General features: G+C 58.0%; 19 protein-coding genes and 4 tRNA genes. 14 read left to right on the top strand and 9 right to left on the bottom strand.

What is annotated here, in order from left to right; all coding sequences use genetic code 11:
* Nucleotides 1-58 precede the first annotated feature (58 nt).
* Complete coding sequence (gene ispH / locus AAEZ03_RS09565) at nt 59-1006, top strand: 4-hydroxy-3-methylbut-2-enyl diphosphate reductase (RefSeq protein WP_048388074.1); 948 nt, start codon at nt 59-61, stop codon at nt 1004-1006.
* Here the strand turns inward: ispH and AAEZ03_RS09560 are convergent.
* The gene (locus tag AAEZ03_RS09560) at nt 1003-1542 is read right to left on the bottom strand and encodes a GspH/FimT family pseudopilin (protein ID WP_350578045.1); all 540 of its coding nucleotides are present in this window, start codon (nt 1540-1542) and stop codon (nt 1003-1005) included. The two genes, ispH and AAEZ03_RS09560, sit on opposite strands and share 4 nt — an antisense overlap.
* A 232-nt stretch (nt 1543-1774) precedes the next feature.
* Between AAEZ03_RS09560 and pilV the strand changes: the two genes are divergently transcribed.
* The 5 genes from pilV to thiO are packed head-to-tail and all read left to right on the top strand — an operon-like array spanning nt 1775 to nt 5005.
* Nucleotides 1775-2215, top strand: coding sequence for a type IV pilus modification protein PilV (pilV, locus tag AAEZ03_RS09555; RefSeq protein ID WP_185059672.1), 441 nt, complete (start codon nt 1775-1777; stop codon nt 2213-2215).
* On the top strand, nt 2212-2907 hold the full coding sequence (locus AAEZ03_RS09550) for a PilW family protein (RefSeq protein WP_123751292.1): 696 nt from the start codon (nt 2212-2214) through the stop codon (nt 2905-2907). The genes pilV and AAEZ03_RS09550 overlap by 4 nt, the downstream gene beginning before the upstream one ends.
* An 8-nt stretch (nt 2908-2915) precedes the next feature.
* Nucleotides 2916-3458, top strand: a complete 543-nt coding sequence (locus AAEZ03_RS09545) for a pilus assembly PilX family protein (RefSeq protein WP_350578041.1) — start codon at nt 2916-2918, stop codon at nt 3456-3458.
* Nucleotides 3459-3468: 10 nt separating this feature from the next.
* Nucleotides 3469-3870 carry a type IV pilin protein gene (locus tag AAEZ03_RS09540; protein ID WP_048367354.1) on the top strand — a complete coding sequence of 134 codons (402 nt, stop codon included), beginning with the start codon at nt 3469-3471 and terminating at the stop codon, nt 3868-3870.
* A gap of 34 nt (nt 3871-3904) precedes the next feature.
* Nucleotides 3905-5005 (top strand): glycine oxidase ThiO, encoded by a 1101-nt coding sequence (thiO, locus tag AAEZ03_RS09535; RefSeq protein ID WP_350578037.1) that lies wholly within the window; start codon nt 3905-3907, stop codon nt 5003-5005.
* A 138-nt stretch (nt 5006-5143) separates the two neighbouring features.
* On the opposite strand, the gene AAEZ03_RS09530 is transcribed toward thiO, so the two are convergent.
* Both AAEZ03_RS09530 and AAEZ03_RS09525 read right to left on the bottom strand, forming a co-directional pair.
* Nucleotides 5144-5374: a PP0621 family protein gene (locus AAEZ03_RS09530; RefSeq protein ID WP_048367351.1), complete on the bottom strand. Its 231-nt coding sequence runs from the start codon at nt 5372-5374 to the stop codon at nt 5144-5146.
* A 117-nt stretch (nt 5375-5491) separates the two neighbouring features.
* A complete protein-coding gene (locus AAEZ03_RS09525) occupies nt 5492-6505 on the bottom strand; it encodes an outer membrane protein assembly factor BamD (protein WP_153326862.1) in 1014 nt (337 codons plus the stop codon).
* Between the two features lie 148 nt (nt 6506-6653).
* Here AAEZ03_RS09525 and rluD point away from each other — a divergent pair, with 148 nt between their 5' ends.
* From rluD to AAEZ03_RS09490, 7 genes are all read left to right on the top strand, one after another.
* Entirely contained in the window at nt 6654-7616 is a 963-nt protein-coding gene (gene rluD, locus AAEZ03_RS09520; RefSeq protein ID WP_048367800.1) for a 23S rRNA pseudouridine(1911/1915/1917) synthase RluD, read from the top strand.
* Entirely contained in the window at nt 7613-8347 is a 735-nt protein-coding gene (gene pgeF / locus AAEZ03_RS09515; RefSeq protein WP_350578032.1) for a peptidoglycan editing factor PgeF, read from the top strand. Before rluD ends, pgeF begins: the two co-directional genes overlap by 4 nt.
* Nucleotides 8348-8467: 120 nt before the next feature.
* Entirely contained in the window at nt 8468-11035 is a 2568-nt protein-coding gene (clpB, locus tag AAEZ03_RS09510) for an ATP-dependent chaperone ClpB (RefSeq protein ID WP_123751296.1), read from the top strand.
* 307 nt (nt 11036-11342) lie between these two features.
* A tRNA-Asn gene (locus tag AAEZ03_RS09505) sits at nt 11343-11418 on the top strand.
* A gap of 9 nt (nt 11419-11427) precedes the next feature.
* Nucleotides 11428-11504, top strand: a tRNA-Pro gene (locus AAEZ03_RS09500).
* A gap of 5 nt (nt 11505-11509) precedes the next feature.
* Nucleotides 11510-11585: transfer RNA gene (locus tag AAEZ03_RS09495), tRNA-Lys, on the top strand.
* Between the two features lie 93 nt (nt 11586-11678).
* A tRNA-Pro gene (locus AAEZ03_RS09490) sits at nt 11679-11755 on the top strand.
* 228 nt (nt 11756-11983) lie between these two features.
* Here the strand turns inward: AAEZ03_RS09490 and AAEZ03_RS09485 are convergent.
* Both AAEZ03_RS09485 and glsA read right to left on the bottom strand, forming a co-directional pair.
* Nucleotides 11984-13513 (bottom strand): amino acid permease, encoded by a 1530-nt coding sequence (locus AAEZ03_RS09485; protein ID WP_123751297.1) that lies wholly within the window; start codon nt 13511-13513, stop codon nt 11984-11986.
* Between the two features lie 24 nt (nt 13514-13537).
* Nucleotides 13538-14482 carry a glutaminase A gene (gene glsA, locus AAEZ03_RS09480; RefSeq protein ID WP_048367346.1) on the bottom strand — a complete coding sequence of 315 codons (945 nt, stop codon included), beginning with the start codon at nt 14480-14482 and terminating at the stop codon, nt 13538-13540.
* 173 nt (nt 14483-14655) lie between these two features.
* Between glsA and gad the strand changes: the two genes are divergently transcribed.
* Nucleotides 14656-16053: a glutamate decarboxylase gene (gene gad, locus AAEZ03_RS09475; RefSeq protein ID WP_048367344.1), complete on the top strand. Its 1398-nt coding sequence runs from the start codon at nt 14656-14658 to the stop codon at nt 16051-16053.
* A gap of 58 nt (nt 16054-16111) precedes the next feature.
* On the opposite strand, the gene AAEZ03_RS09470 is transcribed toward gad, so the two are convergent.
* The 4 genes from AAEZ03_RS09470 to coaE form a co-directional block, all read right to left on the bottom strand.
* On the bottom strand, nt 16112-17413 hold the full coding sequence (locus tag AAEZ03_RS09470) for an NAD(P)/FAD-dependent oxidoreductase (protein WP_278941006.1): 1302 nt from the start codon (nt 17411-17413) through the stop codon (nt 16112-16114).
* A gap of 283 nt (nt 17414-17696) precedes the next feature.
* Entirely contained in the window at nt 17697-18326 is a 630-nt protein-coding gene (locus AAEZ03_RS09465; protein ID WP_048367338.1) for a DUF1780 domain-containing protein, read from the bottom strand.
* 80 nt (nt 18327-18406) lie between these two features.
* Nucleotides 18407-18613 carry a DNA gyrase inhibitor YacG gene (yacG, locus tag AAEZ03_RS09460; RefSeq protein WP_048367331.1) on the bottom strand — a complete coding sequence of 69 codons (207 nt, stop codon included), beginning with the start codon at nt 18611-18613 and terminating at the stop codon, nt 18407-18409.
* Nucleotides 18610-19233 carry a dephospho-CoA kinase gene (coaE, locus tag AAEZ03_RS09455; protein ID WP_048367327.1) on the bottom strand — a complete coding sequence of 208 codons (624 nt, stop codon included), beginning with the start codon at nt 19231-19233 and terminating at the stop codon, nt 18610-18612. The genes yacG and coaE overlap by 4 nt, the downstream gene beginning before the upstream one ends.
* Nucleotide 19234 lies beyond the last annotated feature (1 nt).

Here is a 19234-nt window from a genome sequence, read left to right as displayed (position 1 = left end):
CCCGGCGTGTGCCGGGCCTGATTGGCATTATTTTTCTGCGCGACCCACGAGGCTCAGCATGCACATCAAACTCGCCAACCCCCGTGGCTTCTGCGCTGGGGTGGACCGAGCGATTGAAATCGTCAATCGCGCTCTCGAAGTCTTCGGTCCGCCTATTTATGTTCGCCACGAAGTGGTGCACAACAAATTTGTCGTCGAAGACCTGCGCTCCCGTGGCGCGATCTTTGTTGAAGAGCTGGACCAGGTACCGGATGACGTCATCGTGATTTTCAGTGCCCACGGCGTTTCTCAGGCCGTGCGCACCGAAGCGGCAGGCCGTGGCCTTAAAGTGTTCGACGCCACCTGCCCGCTGGTGACCAAGGTGCACATCGAAGTGGCACGCTACAGCCGCGATGGCCGTGAGTGCATTTTGATCGGCCACGCCGGGCACCCGGAAGTGGAAGGCACCATGGGGCAGTACGACGCGAGCAATGGCGGCGCGATTTATCTGGTTGAAGACGAAAAAGATGTCGCCAACCTGCACGTCAACAACCCCGAAAAACTCGCGTTTGTGACCCAGACCACCTTGTCGATGGACGACACCAGCCGTGTGATCGACGCGCTGCGTTCGCGCTTCCCGGCCATTGGCGGACCGCGCAAGGATGACATCTGCTACGCCACGCAAAACCGTCAGGATGCGGTCAAGCAACTGGCCGACGAGTGCGACGTGGTCTTGGTGGTGGGCAGCCCGAACAGCTCCAACTCCAACCGCTTGCGCGAGCTGGCTGAACGCATGGCCACCCCGGCTTACCTGATCGATGGCGCCGAAGACCTGCAAAAAAGCTGGTTTGACGGTGTGCAGCACATTGGTATTACCGCAGGGGCGTCGGCGCCTGAGGTGCTGGTGCGCGGTGTGATTCAGCAGTTGCATGCCTGGGGTGCAACGGGGGCAGACGAACTGGCTGGCCGCGAAGAGAACATCACCTTCTCGATGCCTAAAGAACTGCGCGTTCGCTCCCTGATTTAAGCCATGGCGCACAATGCCTGCGTCGCTTGATCGCTGCGCAGGCTGATGCGACCGCTCTTGGCTAGTACCACCTGGTAGTGGCTCAGAGCGGTGTCGGCCTGGCAAATATGCAACGTCCCCGCCTGAAATGCCCCGCCACTTAATAACGGTTCGCCCAGCGGGTTGAACCGCACGTAATGTTTTACCGGCGTATTACCGGCAATCGGTATTTGCGTGTTGCCTTGCTTGTACGCAAGGACCGGGTTGCTCTCATCCAGATGCCCCAGGCCGCTCTGATCCAGAATAATCCTCCAGCCTTTGCTCCAATCGTCTTCCAGTGCGTGCACCACCACATAGTGGTGGCGAACCAGCGCCTCGGTGCGCGCGTTGCGCAAACCGCTGGCCAATTGCTCGGCCGCGACCTGACGGCGTTGCTGTTCAACCAGAACGCCGTAGGCCGGGCCGGCGAATTGCGCGGTAATCGCGACAATCGCCAGCGTGAACAACAGTTGGATCATGCTCATGCCGTGTTGATACACCTTGTCCTCCCTGGACATGCCCTCGCGCATTCCTTGCGCTTGTATCGGTATAGCCCAGCCATGACGGGTGCCGCTCACGCAACGATTTCAGCATGTTTAAGGCGTTATCAGCGTTAGTTGGCTGACCTGAATGGACGATTAGTCCCGGCGCCTTACCAGCTAGATCCTACAAGTAAGCCCCGTGTGCAGGGCTAGGCTTTGGGCAGGTCGACACAGGACGTGTCGGCGAGTGAAGGCCAGGGTGGCACACATGAGTCGATCGGATAAACGCTGGCAACGCGGAGTCACCTTGATTGAGGTGCTGGTGGCGACGGTTATTTTGTCGGGCGGGCTGCTGGGGGCTGCCGCTGTACAGCTGAATGCGCTGAAACACACTGACAGCGCGTTGATGACCACCCAGGCCAGTTTTATTGCCTACGACATGCTGGATCGTATTCGTGCTAACCCTGCGGCTGATTACGCGGGGGCGACTGCCGGAGTGGGTTTGCACAGTGTGCTGGGCCAGGATTTGAATGACTTCAAACGCAATGTTCGCCAATTCGGCGGGGCAAGTGCCAAGGGCAGCATTGCGATCAATGAGCGTGAGGTGGCCATCACACTGGAATGGGATGACAGGCGCCCCGGGGAGTCGCTGCAAACATTCACCCTGACCAGCCAGATTGCATCCGGGTTCGCGGTGGGTGCCTCATGACACGCTGCAATGCCGGGTTTGGTCTGCTAGAGCTGCTGATTGCCCTGGCGCTGGGCGTGCTGCTGGTGTCGGGGGGCACTCAGGTTTTTTTAAGTGCTCGTGAGACTTACCTTGCGCAGTATGCCGCCGCCATCGCCCAAGAAGACGCCCGTTTTGTACTGAGCAAAATCGCGCAGGAAATTCGCATGATTGGCATGTTTGGCTGCCTGTCGACAGACAGCATCATCAATGCGCCTGCGGTGTTCCAGACGCCTGTTTCATGGCAGGGCGCAGCGGGTTCCAGGTCGTGGCGGTTCGTCAGTGGCGATGTCGGCCTGCAGGGCGCCCGGCCGGACTGGACGGTGGTGTCAGACTGTAAACGTTATGCACAGGCCTATGCCGGGCAGCCTGGGCCGCTTGAACCCGGTGAAACCGCCTTTGCATTACGTAACGTTGTTTACTGGTTTGAGAACGGGCAGCTCAAGACTGGCCCGGGTAAAGCGGTGCTGCTGGATAACGTGGCGGCGTTTGAGGTGACGTTTGGTGTCGCCAGTTCGGCAGCGGGGGCATCGGTTCAGCGCTATGAACAAAGCCCAAGTAGTTTGGCCAGTATCCGCAGCCTGAAAATAGCCCTGACACTGCGCGATCCCAAGGCACGGGTAAAGGATCAGACCTACCACCTGGTGGTGGCCCTGCGTAATCGGCTGGGTTAGGGGGAGTTATGCGTGATTACCCGCGTAAACAGTCGGGCATGGTCCTGTTGGTTTGCCTCACATTGTTGCTGTTGCTCAGTGTGCTGGGGCTTACCTCCTTACAGAGCGCCGTGCAGCAAGAAAAAATGGCGGGCAGTGTGTGGTTTGCCAATCACTCGTTGCAGGCCGCGGAAACGGGGCTGCGCATGGGCGAGGCGCAGGTGCAGACGCAGTGGCGTGAGCTGCTGGTATGCAGCGCGCCGGCTCAATGCGTGCCGCCTTTGTCGGCCCGCACGCAGGTCTTGCTCGGCCTGGACCCGCAGTCCGGTGTGCTGTGGCTTAAGGCGCCTGATGGCGTGTTCGGTATTCAAAGCCTGGGTGTGGGCGTAACGCCTGCACACTTGCCGGGTATTGCTTCAGCGCACTTTTACCGTGTGACCGCCGTTGGGGCGCGCGGCCCTTCACGTACGGTGCTGGAGAGCGTTTATGCGCGTTATCAGCCAACAGACAGCGAGGCGGGCGAACCCGTACGTCAGCAGTTTCGACGCATCATGTGGCGGCAAATCCAGTAAGGGCAACGGTATGAAAAGGTATGGAGCAGGGTTCACGTTGATGGAGCTTATGATCGTGGTCGCGATCATCGGCATCCTTGGCGCGTTCGCGTATCCGCTTTACAGCGACTCAGTGAAGCGCGGCTATCGCGCTCAACTTGTATTGCTGTTGTCAGAGCAATCCCAAAGTCTTGAGCGTTTTTATACGAAAAAAGGTTTATACAGTGGGGCGGAAAATGTCAGCCCGGGTAATCAGCACTACCTGATGACCTATGAGCTCGCCGATCACACCTACCTGTTGACGGCGACACGTCGAGCAGACTCGCCCATGGCGGGAGACGCCTGTGGTGACTACACGTTGAACCACGTGGGCCTGGCAGCCAATACAAACGCCGCCCCGGACCTGACAAGGCAACAGTGTTGGGGGCGCTGACGATTAATGTGCATTTTTTGAGCTGAGTGGATAGATGGCTAAGCAGCAACGAGTGGTGATTGTAGGCGGTGGCGTGATCGGGCTTCTGACGGCGTTTAACCTGGCGGCGGAGGTTGAACACGTGGTTTTGCTGGATCGCAGTGGCGTCGGGCAAGAGTCTTCATGGGCGGGCGGCGGGATTGTCTCGCCCCTGTACCCTTGGCGCTACAACCCGGCCGTCACGGCGTTGGCGCATTGGTCCCAGGACTTTTACCCACAACTGGCCGACCGTCTGTTCACCACCACCGGTGTCGACCCCGAAGTCCACACCACCGGTTTGTACTGGCTGGACCTTGAAGACGAAGAGCAAGCGCTGGCGTGGGCGCAGCGTGAAGGTCGTCCTTTAAGTGCCGTTGAGATTCCGGCAGTTGAACAGGCCGTGCCCGTGCTGGGCGGTGGCTATTCGCAGGCAATTTACATGGCGGACGTGGCGAACGTGCGTAACCCACGGCTGGTGAAATCACTGAAAGCGGCGCTGCACGCCATGGCTAATGTGACGATCCATGAGCATTGTGAAGTTCAGGGGTTTATCCGTGAGGGCAGCACCATTGCCGGTGTGAACACCGCGAAGGGTGAAATTCGCGGCGACCAGGTGGTGTTGTCGGCGGGTGCCTGGAGCGGCGAGTTGCTGGGCCTTTTGGGTCTGGAGCTGCCAGTAGAGCCGGTAAAAGGGCAGATGATCTTGTACAAGTGCGCGCCAGATCTGCTGTCGAGCATGGTTTTGGCCAAAGGCCGTTATGCGATCCCGCGCCGGGATGGGCATATCTTGATTGGCAGTACGCTGGAACACGAAGGCTTTGATAAAACGCCAACTGACGTAGCGCTAGAAAGTCTAAAGGCTTCGGCTGTTGAACTGATTCCTGCGCTGGCGGACGCCGAGCTGGTGGGGCATTGGGCTGGTCTGCGACCGGGCTCGCCTGAGGGCATCCCGTACATTGGCCGGATGTCTGGGTTTGACGGGTTGTGGCTTAACTGCGGGCACTACCGTAACGGCCTGGTGCTGGCGCCAGCGTCGTGTCAGTTGTTTGCCGACCTGTTGCTGGGCCGTGAGCCGATTATCGACCCGACGCCGTATGCGCCGACCGGGCGGATTTAAAGCACACCAAGCCGTAGCAGTTGACGAGCCTTGCGAGGCTACGTTCGGCTGCGCAGCAGTCGTAAAAGCAAGATCAAAAGATCGCGAGGCAAGCTCGCTCCTACAAGGCGTGACCACCGTAGGAGCGCGCTTTTGACTTTAACGGGGGGCTTGTGGCCCTTGCTGCAGGTGCTCTTGTGAGCAGAACCATTGCTGCTGTTTGCTCAGGGCGCGATCGCGCGGCAGGTGCACGCCGCAGTGGGCGCAACGCACCATTGGTTGTGCGCCCGGGTCGGCCGGTTTTTTAGGCGCCTGGAGGCTGGCTTTGTATTTGCGCCAGAACCACACGCCAGCCGCAATCAGAGCAGCCCAGATCAGTAAACGAAGCATGGTTATCCGCTATTCGAGAAAAGGTCAGCCAGTTTAGCCAAGGACTTGGCGGGCGCACAGCGGCAAATCATAGACAAAAAAAAGAGCCTCGAAAGGCTCTTTTTTATTGCCGAACATTCAGTCGAACAGACCAAAGGTCATGTAGCTGAACCACGAGCGGCTTTTGCTGGTGTCTTCCGGGTCTTCGATGATGTTGCCATCAGCGTCTTTGGCTTTGAGCTCCGACGGAATCGCGTCCTTGGCATCCTGGTATTGCTTCTGGATGTCGAGGTTGGCGCGGGTTTCACCCGGTGGCAGCGGTGTCGACGACTCGATCAGGCCCAGAGTGGCCTTGCTCAGCCATGACCGGTTGTCCGCTTCGGAAACCTGCGGCACAAACTCACCGTTCACCAGGCTTGGGTGGTTCGGGTAGTTGTCCTTGAGCACTTCAAGGCTGGTGGCAGCCAGTTGGTCAAGGTGCATGCGCTGGTAAGACTCAACCATCACCGCCAGGCCGTCACCGACCGAAGGGGTTTCCTGGAAGTTCTCAACCACATAACGGCCACGGTTGGCAGCGGCGACATAGGCCTGACGGGTCAGGTAGTAGTCGGCCACGTGGATTTCGTATGCCGCCAGCAGGTTACGCAGGTAAATCATGCGTTGCTTGGCGTCAGGAGCATAACGGCTGTTCGGGAAACGGCTGGTGAGCTGGGCGAACTCGTTGTAGGAGTCGCGTGCAGCGCCAGGGTCACGCTTGGTCATGTCGAGCGGCAGGAAGCGCGCCAGCAGGCCAACGTCCTGGTCAAACGAGGTCAGGCCCTTGAGGTAGTAGGCATAGTCGACGTTTGGATGCTGCGGATGCAGGCGAATAAAACGCTCGGCGGCGGACTTGGCCGCTTCCGGTTCGGAGTTTTTATAGTAGGCGTAGATCAGTTCGAGCTGTGCCTGGTCGGCATAACGGCCGAACGGGTAGCGCGACTCTAAAGCCTTCAGCTTGGCGGTGGCACTGGTATAGCTGTTGTTGTCCAGGTCGGCCTGCGCCTGCTGGTACAACTCGACTTCGCTCAAGTTTTCGTCAACGACTTCTTTTGTCGACGAGCAAGCGGCGGTCAGTGCGAGGATGGCGATCAGCAGCAGGTGTTTCACTTGCATGGCGGCTTGCGTCCCTATGACGGCCGCTGTCTTGGGCGGGTCCGTCCTGTTATGATGAGCGCCCCGTGAAAAGCCTCGGGGCAAAAGACGCCGTATTTAACCACAAGCGCGCAGCCGAAACCAAAGGCTTGGCGCGGTCCTGATGAGCATGTCCGAGAAAATTCAACTTCGCGAAGAGGTGCCGTCCGAACTGGGTGGCCAACGCCTCGATCAAGTCGCCGCACAATTATTCGCTGAGCACTCGCGCTCGCGCCTTTCCGCCTGGATCAAAGACGGCCGCCTAACAGTGGACGGAGCCGTCATACGCCCTCGTGATATCGTCCACGGGGGTGCCATCCTGGAGCTGACTGCCGAGCAGGAAGCACAGGGTGAATGGGTCGCCCAAGACATCCCTCTGGATATCGTTTACGAAGACGATGACATTCTGGTGATCAACAAGCCTGCGGGCCTGGTGGTGCATCCGGCTGCCGGCCACGCCGACGGTACGTTGCTCAACGCCTTGCTGCACCACGTGCCGGACATTGTGAATGTGCCGCGTGCAGGGATCGTGCATCGCCTCGACAAAGACACCACCGGTCTGATGGTGGTCGCCAAGACTATCCAGGCGCAGACACAACTGGTTGCACAGTTGCAGAGCCGCAGTGTCAGCCGTATTTATGAGTGCATCGTGATCGGTGTCGTCACCGCCGGGGGCAAGATCAACGCGCCCATCGGCCGTCACGGCCAGCAACGCCAGCGCATGGCGGTGATGGAAGGCGGCAAGCAGGCGGTGAGTCATTACCGTGTGCTTGAGCGTTTCCGTTCCCACACCCATGTGCGGGTCAAGCTCGAAACCGGTCGCACGCACCAGATTCGTGTACACATGGCACACATTAACTTCCCGTTGGTCGGAGACCCTGCCTACGGCGGTCGCTTCCGTATCCCGCCGGCAGCGAATGTGAACATGGTCGAATCGCTTAAAAACTTCCCGCGCCAGGCCCTGCATGCGCGTTTCCTCGAGTTGGATCATCCGACGAGCGGTGTACGCATGAGCTGGGAATCGCCATTGCCGGACGACTTTACCTGGTTGCTGACCCTGCTTAAGCAAGACCGTGAGGCTTTTATCGGATGAACACCTTCCTGATTCCTGACTGGCCCGCGCCGGCAGGCGTCAGGGCCTGTGTGACCACCCGTGCGGGCGGCGTCAGTGTGGCGCCGTTCGACAGCTTCAATCTGGGCGACCATGTGGGCGACGACCCCGTCGCCGTTGCCCATAACCGCCAACGCTTGACCCATATTTTTGACGTACAGCCCGCCTGGCTTAACCAGGTTCACGGGGTTGTCGTTGCGCCTGCCACCCCCGGCCAGATCGCAGAGGCCGATGCCAGCTGGACAGCCACCCCCGGCATTGCCTGTACGGTAATGACGGCTGACTGTTTACCTGCCTTGTTCTGTGATCGCGCGGGCACTCGCGTCGCTGCGGCCCATGCCGGTTGGCGCGGGCTGGCGGCCGGAGTGCTTGAAGCGGCGGCGCAAAGCCTCAATGTTGAACCACAAGACATACTGGTCTGGCTCGGCCCGGCCATCGGGCCCAAGGCCTTTGAAGTCGGCGGCGAAGTGCGTGAAGTCTTTATAAAAGACCTGCCCGACGCCGCTGCGGCTTTTGTTCCGAGCATCAATGAAGGCCGCTACATGGCCGACATCTATGAGCTGGCGCGCCTGCGTCTGGCCCGTTGCGGCATTACGGCGGTGTATGGCGGCGGTTTCTGCACCGTCACCGACCCGCGTTTTTTCTCCTACCGGCGCAGCCCTCGCACCGGTCGTTTCGCCTCTCTGGTATGGATCGAAACGCCTGCCAGTTGACGTACATCATTTTCTATACGCTTGAAACTCTCGAAACCGCCCGCATCTACTAAGGTATCTGGCAGGTTTCTTCATTCAGGAGTTTCCATCCCTCCGGCCTGCTCATAAGGAAGGTGACGAATGCGTATAGATAGATTAACCAGCAAGTTGCAATTGGCGTTGTCCGATGCCCAGTCATTGGCCGTTGGTCATGACCATCCGGCTATCGAGCCTGTGCACTTGATGCAAGCATTGTTGGAACAGCAGGGCGGTTCGATCAAGCCGCTGCTGATGCAAGTCGGTTTTGATGTAAACAGCCTGCGTAAAGAGCTGACCAAAGAGCTCGACCAACTGCCAAAAATTCAGAATCCAACCGGCGACGTGAATATGTCGCAGGATCTGGCGCGTCTGTTGAATCAGGCAGATCGTCTGGCGCAGCAAAAAGGCGATCAGTACATCACTAGCGAGCTGGTCGTGCTGGCCGCGATGGACGACAACAACAAGTTGGGTAAATTGTTGTTGAGCCAGGGCGTAACCAAAAAAGCCCTGGAAAACGCCATCAACAACCTGCGTGGCGGCGAAGCGGTCAACGATCCAAACGCTGAAGAGTCGCGTCAGGCGCTGGATAAATACACCATCGACCTGACCAAGCGTGCCGAAGACGGCAAGCTCGACCCGGTGATTGGCCGTGACGATGAGATCCGTCGCACCATTCAGGTCTTGCAACGCCGGACCAAAAACAACCCGGTACTGATCGGTGAGCCTGGCGTCGGTAAAACCGCAATTGCCGAAGGTTTGGCGCAGCGGATCATCAATGGCGAAGTGCCGGATGGTCTTAAAGGCAAACGCCTGCTGTCGCTGGACATCGGTGCACTGATTGCCGGTGCCAAGTTCCGTGGCGAATTCGAAGAGCGTCTGAAAGCAGTGCTCAACGAGCTGTCGAAACAGGAAGGGCAAGTCATTCTGTTTATCGACGAACTGCACGTCATGGTCGGTGCCGGTAAAGGCGAGGGCGCCATGGATGCGGGCAACATGCTCAAGCCAGCGTTGGCCCGGGGCGAGCTGCATTGCGTCGGTGCGACCACGCTCAACGAGTACCGCCAATATATAGAGAAGGACGCAGCGCTTGAGCGTCGCTTCCAGAAAGTGCTGGTCGATGAGCCAAGTGAAGAAGACACCATCGCGATTCTGCGGGGTCTGAAAGAGCGCTATGAAGTGCACCACAAGGTGGCGATCACTGACGGTGCGATCATTGCGGCGGTCAAACTCAGCCATCGCTACATCACTGATCGGCAGTTGCCTGACAAGGCGATCGACCTGATGGACGAAGCGGCCAGCCGCATTCGCATGGAGATCGACTCCAAACCGGAAGTGCTGGACCGTCTTGAGCGCCGCTTGATTCAACTGAAGGTTGAAGCCCAGGCGCTGAAGAAAGAAGAAGATGAGGCGGCGAAAAAACGTCTCGAGAAACTGCAGGAAGAAATCGAGCGCCATGAGCGTGAGTATTCTGACCTGGAAGAAATCTGGACCTCGGAAAAAGCCGAAGTGCAGGGTTCTGCCCAGATCCAGCAGAAAATCGAGCAGGCTCGCCAAGAGCTGGAAGTGGCACGCCGCGGTGGCAACCTTAACCGCATGGCCGAGTTGCAGTACGGGATCATCCCTGACCTGGAACGCAGCCTGCAGATGGTCGACGAGCACAGCAACCAGACTGAGAACCAGTTGTTGCGCAGCAAAGTGACCGAAGAAGAAATCGCTGAAGTCGTCTCGAAGTGGACCGGTATCCCCGTGTCGAAAATGCTCGAAGGCGAACGCGAAAAACTCATGAACATGGAAAACCTGTTGCATGAGCGCGTGATTGGTCAGGACGAGGCCGTGGTGGCCGTGGCGAACGCGGTACGTCGTTCGCGGGCTGGCTTGAGTGACCCGAACCGTCCAAGCGGCTCGTTCATGTTCCTGGGCCCAACCGGTGTCGGTAAAACCGAGTTGTGCAAGGCGCTGGCCGAGTTCCTCTTTGATACTGAAGAGGCGATGGTACGGATCGACATGTCCGAGTTCATGGAGAAACATTCCGTGGCCCGACTGATCGGTGCGCCACCAGGGTATGTGGGTTACGAAGAAGGCGGTTACCTGACCGAAGCAGTACGGCGCAAGCCTTACTCGGTGGTGCTGCTGGATGAAGTCGAGAAGGCGCACCCGGATGTGTTCAACGTGCTGCTGCAAGTGCTTGAAGACGGTCGCCTGACTGACAGCCATGGCCGTACGGTGGATTTCCGCAACACGGTGATCGTGATGACCTCCAACCTGGGCTCTGCACAGATCCAGGAACTGGTGGGTGATCGTGAAGCACAGCGGGCTGCGGTGATGGATGCGGTGAGTACGCACTTCCGTCCGGAGTTTGTGAACCGGATCGACGAAGTGGTGATCTTCGAGCCTCTGGCACGTGATCAGATCGCGGGCATTGCCGAGATCCAGTTGGGTCGTCTACGTAGCCGCCTGGCTGAGCGTGACCTGACGCTGGAACTGAACCAGGATGCCTTGGACAAGTTGATCGCTGTGGGTTACGACCCGGTGTATGGCGCACGGCCACTCAAACGTGCGATTCAGCGCTGGATCGAAAACCCGCTGGCACAACTGATTCTTTCGGGTCAGTTCTTGCCAGGCACCACGGTAGTGGCCAGTGTGAAAGACGACGAAATCGTCTTCGCATAAGGCTCAAGGCCCGTGTTTTAAGGAAGGCCTCACTGAGTGAGGCCTTTTTTTACTTAGGGTGTTGATCTGTAAGGAAAACGCTTGTAAGATGCGCCCCGCAGTAAGTCACCCGCAACGGCAACTTGGCCCAAACCAAGAAGCCCATTAGAAGACCTAAATCATTGTCTTCTAAGGAAAAAAAAGGGTTGACAAGGGTTTGAAAGGTTGTAAAATGGCCCGCCTCAGAGACGCCAACGCAGCGATGCGATGAAGTCAAAGAGAGCTGCAAAGATGTAAAGCAGTAACGTTGTAAATTGAAACAAATAGTTCCGCGATAGCTCAGTTGGTAGAGCAAATGACTGTTAATCATTGGGTCCCTGGTTCGAGTCCAGGTCGTGGAGCCAGTTTCAAGCCGGGGTATAGCGCAGTCCGGTAGCGCGCCTGCTTTGGGAGCAGGATGTCAGGAGTTCGAATCCCCTTACCCCGACCATTTTTGGGTCGTTAGCTCAGTTGGTAGAGCAGTTGGCTTTTAACCAATTGGTCGTAGGTTCGAATCCCACACGACCCACCATTTTTGGCTCCAGTTCGCTGGAGCTAGATCTTAAGATCAGAGGCCAAAAGCGCTGATCGCAGAAGGCGCCTCTTGAAGGTGCCTTTTTTTTACCGGGGTATAGCGCAGTCCGGTAGCGCGCCTGCTTTGGGAGCAGGATGTCAGGAGTTCGAATCCCCTTACCCCGACCATTTTCTGCCCGGCAGTAATGGGTGTGAAAAATCAGGCACTGATGCCAATCGCATCAGAGGCCATAAAAAAAGCGTCCTTAGGGACGCTTTTTTTATGCCTGTAGAAAACCCGGTTCCCCGCGACCTTGTAGTCGCTGCCGCAGGCTGCGATAAGGCCCGAAGGGCCTTCGGTTTTAAGCAGGACCGCGATGCGGTCCATCGCAGCCTTCGGCAGCGACTACAGGCCCATCACGCCTTCGCAGCCTTGGCGTCGGCGTCCTGCAGATCTTGCAATGCCGCTGAATATTGATCGGCCTCGGCTTTTGGCACCATCTGCCATGACGGTTTGCGCACAGCATAGAAGATGAACGGCGGCACGCCAGCAATCACCAGCCCGATCAACAAGACCCCTGCGTACTCGAAAAACGGCATGCTGCTGAAGTTATTCGGCGGGATAAAGCCGAATACCAACGCCACGCACGTCGAGAACAGCCCCAGGTAGCACCAGCCATGCAGTCCTTTAAGGACATAGCCGCGTTTAACGTTGGGCTGGGTTTTACGCAGCTTCATGGCGGACAGGAACATAAACACATAAATAATCAGGTACATCAGCGCCGCCATCGCACTGATCATCCAGAACGCATCGGACACGTTGTCGATAAAGATGTAAATCGTTGAGAGCAACGTGACGATCACCGCCTGCAGGTACAAAATATTTTTCTGCACGCCTTTCTTGTTCACTTCTTGCAGCACAGGCGGAAGCATTCCGGCCTTGCCGACAAACAACAGACCCGTCGAAGGCCCCGCGGTCCAGGCCAGTACTCCGCCCAACGCCCCGATAATCAGCAAAATTGCCATGATCGGCGTCGCCCACGGCATGTTGAAGCCTGCAAAGAAGGCGGCATAGGCCTGAATCACACCGGCTGTGAGGCTGGTTGAGTCAGCCGGTACCACCAGCGAAATCGCCACGGTCGGCGGGATGAACACCAGCAGGATCATAAAGAACGCCAAAAGAATCGCACGCGGCATTTCTTTTTGCGGGTTACGCAATTCGCGGGCGTGGATGGCGTTCATTTCGATACCGGCAAACGCCAAAAAGTTACTCACAATCAACACCAGGCCGGTAATCACCCCGGTGAATTCGCGCCACAAGTCCGAGTGCAGGTTGTGCGGGCCTGCCTTAACCGTGGTGGAAGTGTCGAAAATGGCCGGGATCAGCGCGTCCAGGGTTAATGGCGCCGCAGACTTGTGCCCCAGTACCAGCCAAGCCACGCCCAGCAATACCAGCACGGCAGCAGGCAGGGCCGTGCCCAGCAACATGAACCAGGACGTCAGCTTGGACAGCGCACCCAGGCCGTTAAGCGCGACAAACGTTGATAACCAATACAACACGATGATCACCGCCGCCGTGAACACCCCGCTTTTGGCCAGGTCCGGGTTGATCAAGTAGGCCATGGTACTGGCTGCAAATCCGAGCACGATGGGGTACCACACCACCACCTGTACCCACATGAACCACATGATAAAAAAGCCCGGACGGTCGCCGTACGCCTGCCTCACCCAGCCGTAAATCCCGCCATTCCAGCCGGTGCCCAGTTCAGAGGCCACCAGTGACACGGGGATGAAGAACAACAGGGCTGGAATCACATATAGAAAAATAGAGCCCAGGCCATAAACGGCCATGGTCGGTAGTGAGCGGATACTGGCAACAGCGGCCACCATCATGAAACAGATGGTGAGCCATGACATGTAAGTTTTTGCTTTGCTGGTCGTAGCCATTTGCGCCTCCCTTAATCTTCCTGATCAGTGCAGCAAGCTCAGATTGAGCGTGCGGCTGAGATATTCAGCGGCCAATTGGCCGCGAACGCTGTTGCCTGCTACATCCAGTGGCGGAGCAAAGGCGGCGATGGCGCACACCCCGGGTACAACGGCCAGAATCCCGCCGCCAACACCGCTTTTGCCGGGTAAACCGACTTTGTAGTACCAGTCACCGGTGGTGTCATAAAGGCCATTCAAGGTCATTTCGGACAGTATCGGCGCTACGTTTTTGGCCTCTACCACGCGTTTACCGGTGAGCGGATTAACCCCGCCATTGGCCAGTGTCACGCCCATCGTGACCAGGTCCTGGCAGGTGATCGACACCGAACATTGGCGGGTGTACACGGCGCAGACTTCCATCGGATCGGCGTACATGTAGCCGTAACTTTGCAGCAACCAGGCAATGCCGCGATTGTGCTGATTGCTGGCGGCTTCGGACTTGTACACCTCTTCGTTGACGCTTAACTCGCGCCCGGCAAAGGCGTTGTAAGTGGCCTGGATTTTCTCCCAGCGCACTTGCGGGTTTTCGGCCTTGATCAAGCTGACGGTGGCCATGGCGCCGGCGTTTACAAACGGGTTGAGCGGTCGGCCTTTGTGCAATTCCAGCGCGACCACCGAGTTGAAAGGCTCGCCGGTCGGGTCACAGCCAATCTTGCTGCGCAACGTTTGCGGGCTGTATTCGTCGAGCACATGGGCGAGGGTGAAGACTTTGGAAATCGACTCGATGGCGAATTCGTAATCGGTGTCTCCGACCTCGGCATGGGTGCCGTCGCAGAACATGATGCTGATGCCGAACAACTGCGAAGGGACAGACGCCAGATAGGGGATGTAACTGGCGTTTTTACCGTGGTGGTTGCTGGCGAAGCGTTTCAAGGCTTCCTCCAGGGCCTGTGTGACGGTGGCGTCGGCAGTCGTGACTTTTCGCTTCATTACGCTCGCTCCGTGAGTTCAGTACAGGAACGAAGACTATAGATCGGAAAAAAAGCGTTGATCGTAAATCGGACAGCAAACTCCAAATGCTTGGCTAAGCTGCATGGGTCGATGCTGAGCCGGTGGCAAGCGGTAGGTTCAGTTGTGTTGCTTATTACTCAAGGAGAGTTTTCATGGCACTGCACCGCGTCAAGCGTCACTCTGCGACTGACCCTATTTTTGGTTCATCGACTTTGGATCATGCCGCCGCGATCAAGCGCTTCCCGGAGTCGGAGCAGGTCGCAAGCGAGGTTTTCCAATTGGTCCACGACGAGTTGTATCTGGACGGTAACTCCCGACAGAACCTCGCCACTTTCTGCCAAACCTGGGCAGAAGATGAAGTGCACCGGCTGATGGACTTGTCGATAGACAAAAACATGATCGACAAAGACGAGTACCCGCAATCGGCGGAGCTTGAGAGCCGTTGCATTCATATGCTGGCCGACTTATGGCATTCCCCTGATGCGGCGAGCACCTTGGGCACCTCCACCGTGGGTTCCAGCGAAGCTTGCATGCTCGGCGGTCTGGCTGCGCTGTGGCGCTGGCGTGCTGCACGTAAAGCCGCTGGCAAATCGACTGCCACCCCGAACATGGTCTGCGGGCCGGTGCAGGTGTGCTGGCATAAGTTCGCCCGTTATTGGGACGTAGAAATCCGCGAAGTGCCGATGTCCGAAGGCCACTGGTTCATGACCCCGGAAGACCTCGACGGCCGGGTCGATGAGAACACCATCGTAGTGGTGCCGACGTTTGGCCAAACCTTTACCGGCTTGTACGAGACGGTCCAGCCGCTGTCAGATGCCCTCGATGAGCTGGAAAAACGCACCGGCCTGAGCGTGGATATTCACGTCGACGGCGCCAGCGGTGCATTCTTGGCCCCGTTCTGTGCGCCTGAAGTGCTGTGGGATTTCCGTGTTGCCCGGGTCAAATCCATCAGCACCTCCGGCCACAAATTCGGCCTGGCGCCATTGGGGGCGGGCTGGGTGGTCTGGCGCGATGCGCAGGACCTGCCAGAAGGGTTGATCTTCCACGTGAACTACCTGGGCGGCGACATGCCGACTTTCGCCCTGAACTTCTCGCGCCCGGCCGGGCAGATTATTTCCCAGTACTACAACTTCTTGCGTCTGGGGCGTGAGGGCTACGAGCGTATTCACTCGGAATGCTATGCAACGGCGCAGTACCTGGCACGTGAACTGGTCAAGATCGGGCCGTTTGAAATGCTCTTCAGTGGCGACCCCAAGCTCGGGATCCCGGCACTGACCTGGCGTTTGAAGCCGGGCGCCGACACCAATTACACCCTGTATGACCTGGCTGACCGGTTGCGTATTCGTGGCTGGCTGGTGCCCGCGTACAGCCTACCGGCGAATGTTGAAGACGTCGTGGTGCAGCGGATTCTGGTCAGACAAGGCCTGTCGATCGACATGGCCAAGCTGCTGCTGGAAGACTTTGCGCGCAACGTGAAGTTTTTTGAAGACCACAAACCCCACGGCTTTAAAGGCCGTGAGGCGGAAGCAGGGAACCACGCAGGGCGTTGAAACCTGTGGTCGCTGTCCAGGCATGAGGCCGCGCCTCGTGCTTGGACAGCGGCTGCGGTTAATGCAGTTTCAGGCGCGGTTCGGTGCCGCGTCCGATTCTGCTGCCCAGCATCAGCATCAACGTACGGAACGTGCCATACAGCGCCATCTGGTGCATGCGGTACAGCGAAATGTAGAACATCCGCGCCAACCAGCCCTCCAGCATCACCGTGCCCATCAGGCTGCCCATCAAGTTACCCACTGCCGAAAAACTCGACAGCGAGATCAACGAGCCGTAATCGCGGTAGTGGTAGTCCGGCAATTGCGTTTTACCTTCCAGGCGCAGCTTCAACGATTTGGCCAGCAACGAAGCCTGCTGGTGAGCCGCTTGCGCGCGCGGTGGCACCATTTTGTCGGTGCCCGGTTGCGGACAGGCCGCGCAATCACCAAAGGCGAAAATGTTCTCGTCGCGAGTGGTTTGCAGGGTAGGCAGCACCACCAATTGGTTGATGCGGTTGGTCTCAAGACCCGCCAGATCCTTCAAAAAGCCCGGCGCGCGAATACCGGCTGCCCAGACTTTCAGGCTCGCAGGAATCACTTGCCCATCGGCGGTCACCAGACTGTCTGCGGTCACTTCGCTGACGGCCGAGTTGGTCAGCACTTTAACCCCAAGTTTTTCCAGGGTTTTATGCACAGGTCCGCCAATGCGCTCAGGCAATGCAGGCAACACCCGTGGCCCGGCTTCGATCAGGGTGATGTGCATGTTTTCAGGTTTGATGCGGTCCAGGCCGTATGCCGCCAGTTCGTGCGCCGCGTTATGCAGTTCGGCGGCCAGTTCGACCCCGGTCGCACCGGCACCGACAATGGCCACGCTGATGGTTTCGACCGCATCTGTTTGTCCGGCATGGGCGCGCAGATAGTGGTTGAGCAATTGCTGATGGAAGCGCTCGGCCTGCTTGCGGGTATCCAGAAACAAGCAATGTTCAGCCGCGCCCTTGGTGCCGAAATCGTTGGTGGTACTGCCCACGGCAATCACCAGCGTGTCGTAGCTCAACTCGCGCGCAGGCACCAGTTCTTGCCCGTTTTCGTCGAGGGTCGCCGACAATGAGATCTTTTTCAGCTCACGGTCCAACCCGCTCATGCGCCCCAGCTGGAATTCGAAGTGATTCCATTTGGCTTGGGCCACATAGTTGAGTTCGTCTTCTGATGAGTTCAGCGAGCCAGCAGCGACTTCATGCAGCAGCGGTTTCCAGATATGGGTCAGGTTGGCATCCACCAGCGTGACGTTGGCTTTGCCGCGCTTGCCCAGGCTCTTGCCCAGGCGGGTCGCCAACTCCAGACCGCCAGCGCCGCCGCCGACGATAACAATACGATGGGTCATAGGTATCACTCACAAGGCTTAAAAAAATCGGTGCGCGGGTTATCTGGGCGAGCGCAAAGCAGCTCAAAGCGCCGGAGAACCTGGAATTCGGTGTGCAACGGGTCATCTGGGTTATGGGGCCAGGCATAAAGAGTGCCCCGTCAGATAGACGTTGCAGGGTGTGACAAAGCTACAGCATTAGCGCCATCAGGATCAAAGCCAGCATAACGGTTGCAGCTCAACGGCTCGACTCTCAGTTTGTCGTGTAGACGAACGAGGGTGTTTTCAATTAACCGCTTTGGGCTCACAAACTGATCCCGACATCGAAAATAATGCTGCGGCCCAGATTGTTGCGCAAAAAATCTGGCGCATCCGGTTGGGCGAACAATACTCGGGCAAAGGTCGGTCCCACCAGTGAAAGCGAGCGCCAGCCCTGGCGCAAATACTCGGTGGGCGGCGGGAAATGACTGTTCAGGTCCAGCACTTCACGTTTGAGGCTGGAAAAAGCGACGATGTCCAATTGGCCTAAGTCGATGTCGCGCTCTTGGTAGTTCTTGGCTTTTTTGTGCAGCGTGGGGCCCAGACGTTGCAGCAGCTTGCTGGCCGGGATCCGCTTGGGCCGCGCTTCGCGGCGCACCAGTTGGCTCAAGGAGTAAGCGCTGCGACGGCGCTGGAGTTCTTCGCGCCATTCATCGTTGAGACGACGGCCTTCATCGAGCACAAAGAACACCTCAAAACGCGCCTCACCAAACAATACGTCGGGCGGTTCCTGGCTGGCTTGAGTGAAGTCCTCGGTGTGGTAGGCAATATTCAAGCCCTGAAGCAGCCGTTGGCATACCCAACGCTCACGCTCCCATTTGCGGGCATTGGATAAAAAGGCATTGGCTTGTTCGGCCTGACTCGTAAGCAGGCGCAAGTAATCAGAGTCGTCCATGCACGCAGCTTAGCCTTGAAACAGGTGTAACTGAAAGTGTGGGGGTGGAACGTTCAATTGCACCCCCACAGGCTTCACGATTAATGCAGACGTGTTGGCAAGTCTTCTGAAAACAACTCGTCTTCAGCGTCCGGGGCCACCGGGATCTTGTGTTCTTCGCTGGCCCAGGCGCCCAGGTCGATGAGTTTGCAACGGTCCGAACAGAACGGCCGGAAGGCATTGGTGGTTGTCCATTGCACTGCGACGCCACACGTCGGGCAGTCTACGGTCATTGGGGGTTTGGTCATGGTTGGCCTCCATGCAGAGTTAAATAAAAGTGATGCAAGCGCTCAACTTCGGACTTGAGCGCGTTGAGGTCAGTGTCGTTGACCAACACGTCATCAGCATGGCGCAGGCGCTCTTCGCGGCTGGCTTGGGCCTTGAGGATAGCCTGCACTTGCTCTTCACTGGTGTTGTCGCGCAACAACGTGCGCTGAATTTGCAGGGCTTGCGGGGTGTCGATCACCAGTACGCGTTGGGTGGTCTTGTGTTGCCCGGCCTCAATCAACAGCGGCGACACCAAAATGGCGTAGGGCGATTGAGCCTGGGCCAGGTTTTGCGCGATCTCTTCACGCACCAGCGGGTGCAGCAGGGCTTCGAGCCACTGGCGCTCCTGCGGGTCGCTGAAAATCAGGCTACGCAGCGCGCTGCGATTGAGCTGTCCGTCGGCCTGCAGCACGTCATCGCCAAAGTGCTTGGCGATTTGCGCCAGTGCCGGGCGTCCGGGTTCGACCACCCAGCGCGCCGCATGATCGGCGTCGACTACGTGCACGCCCAACGAGGCAAAGTGCTCGGCGGCGGCACTTTTGCCGCTGCCGATGCCGCCGGTGAGGCCGAGAATCCAGGGTTTGGAAGAGGGGGTATTCATT

The organism is Pseudomonas sp. HY2-MNA-CIBAN-0224, assembly GCF_040310285.1.
GTDB classification, from domain to species: domain Bacteria; phylum Pseudomonadota; class Gammaproteobacteria; order Pseudomonadales; family Pseudomonadaceae; genus Aquipseudomonas; species Aquipseudomonas helleri.
Note: the sequence above shows the minus strand (reverse complement) of the source record. Positions and strands in the feature narration are given on the sequence as shown.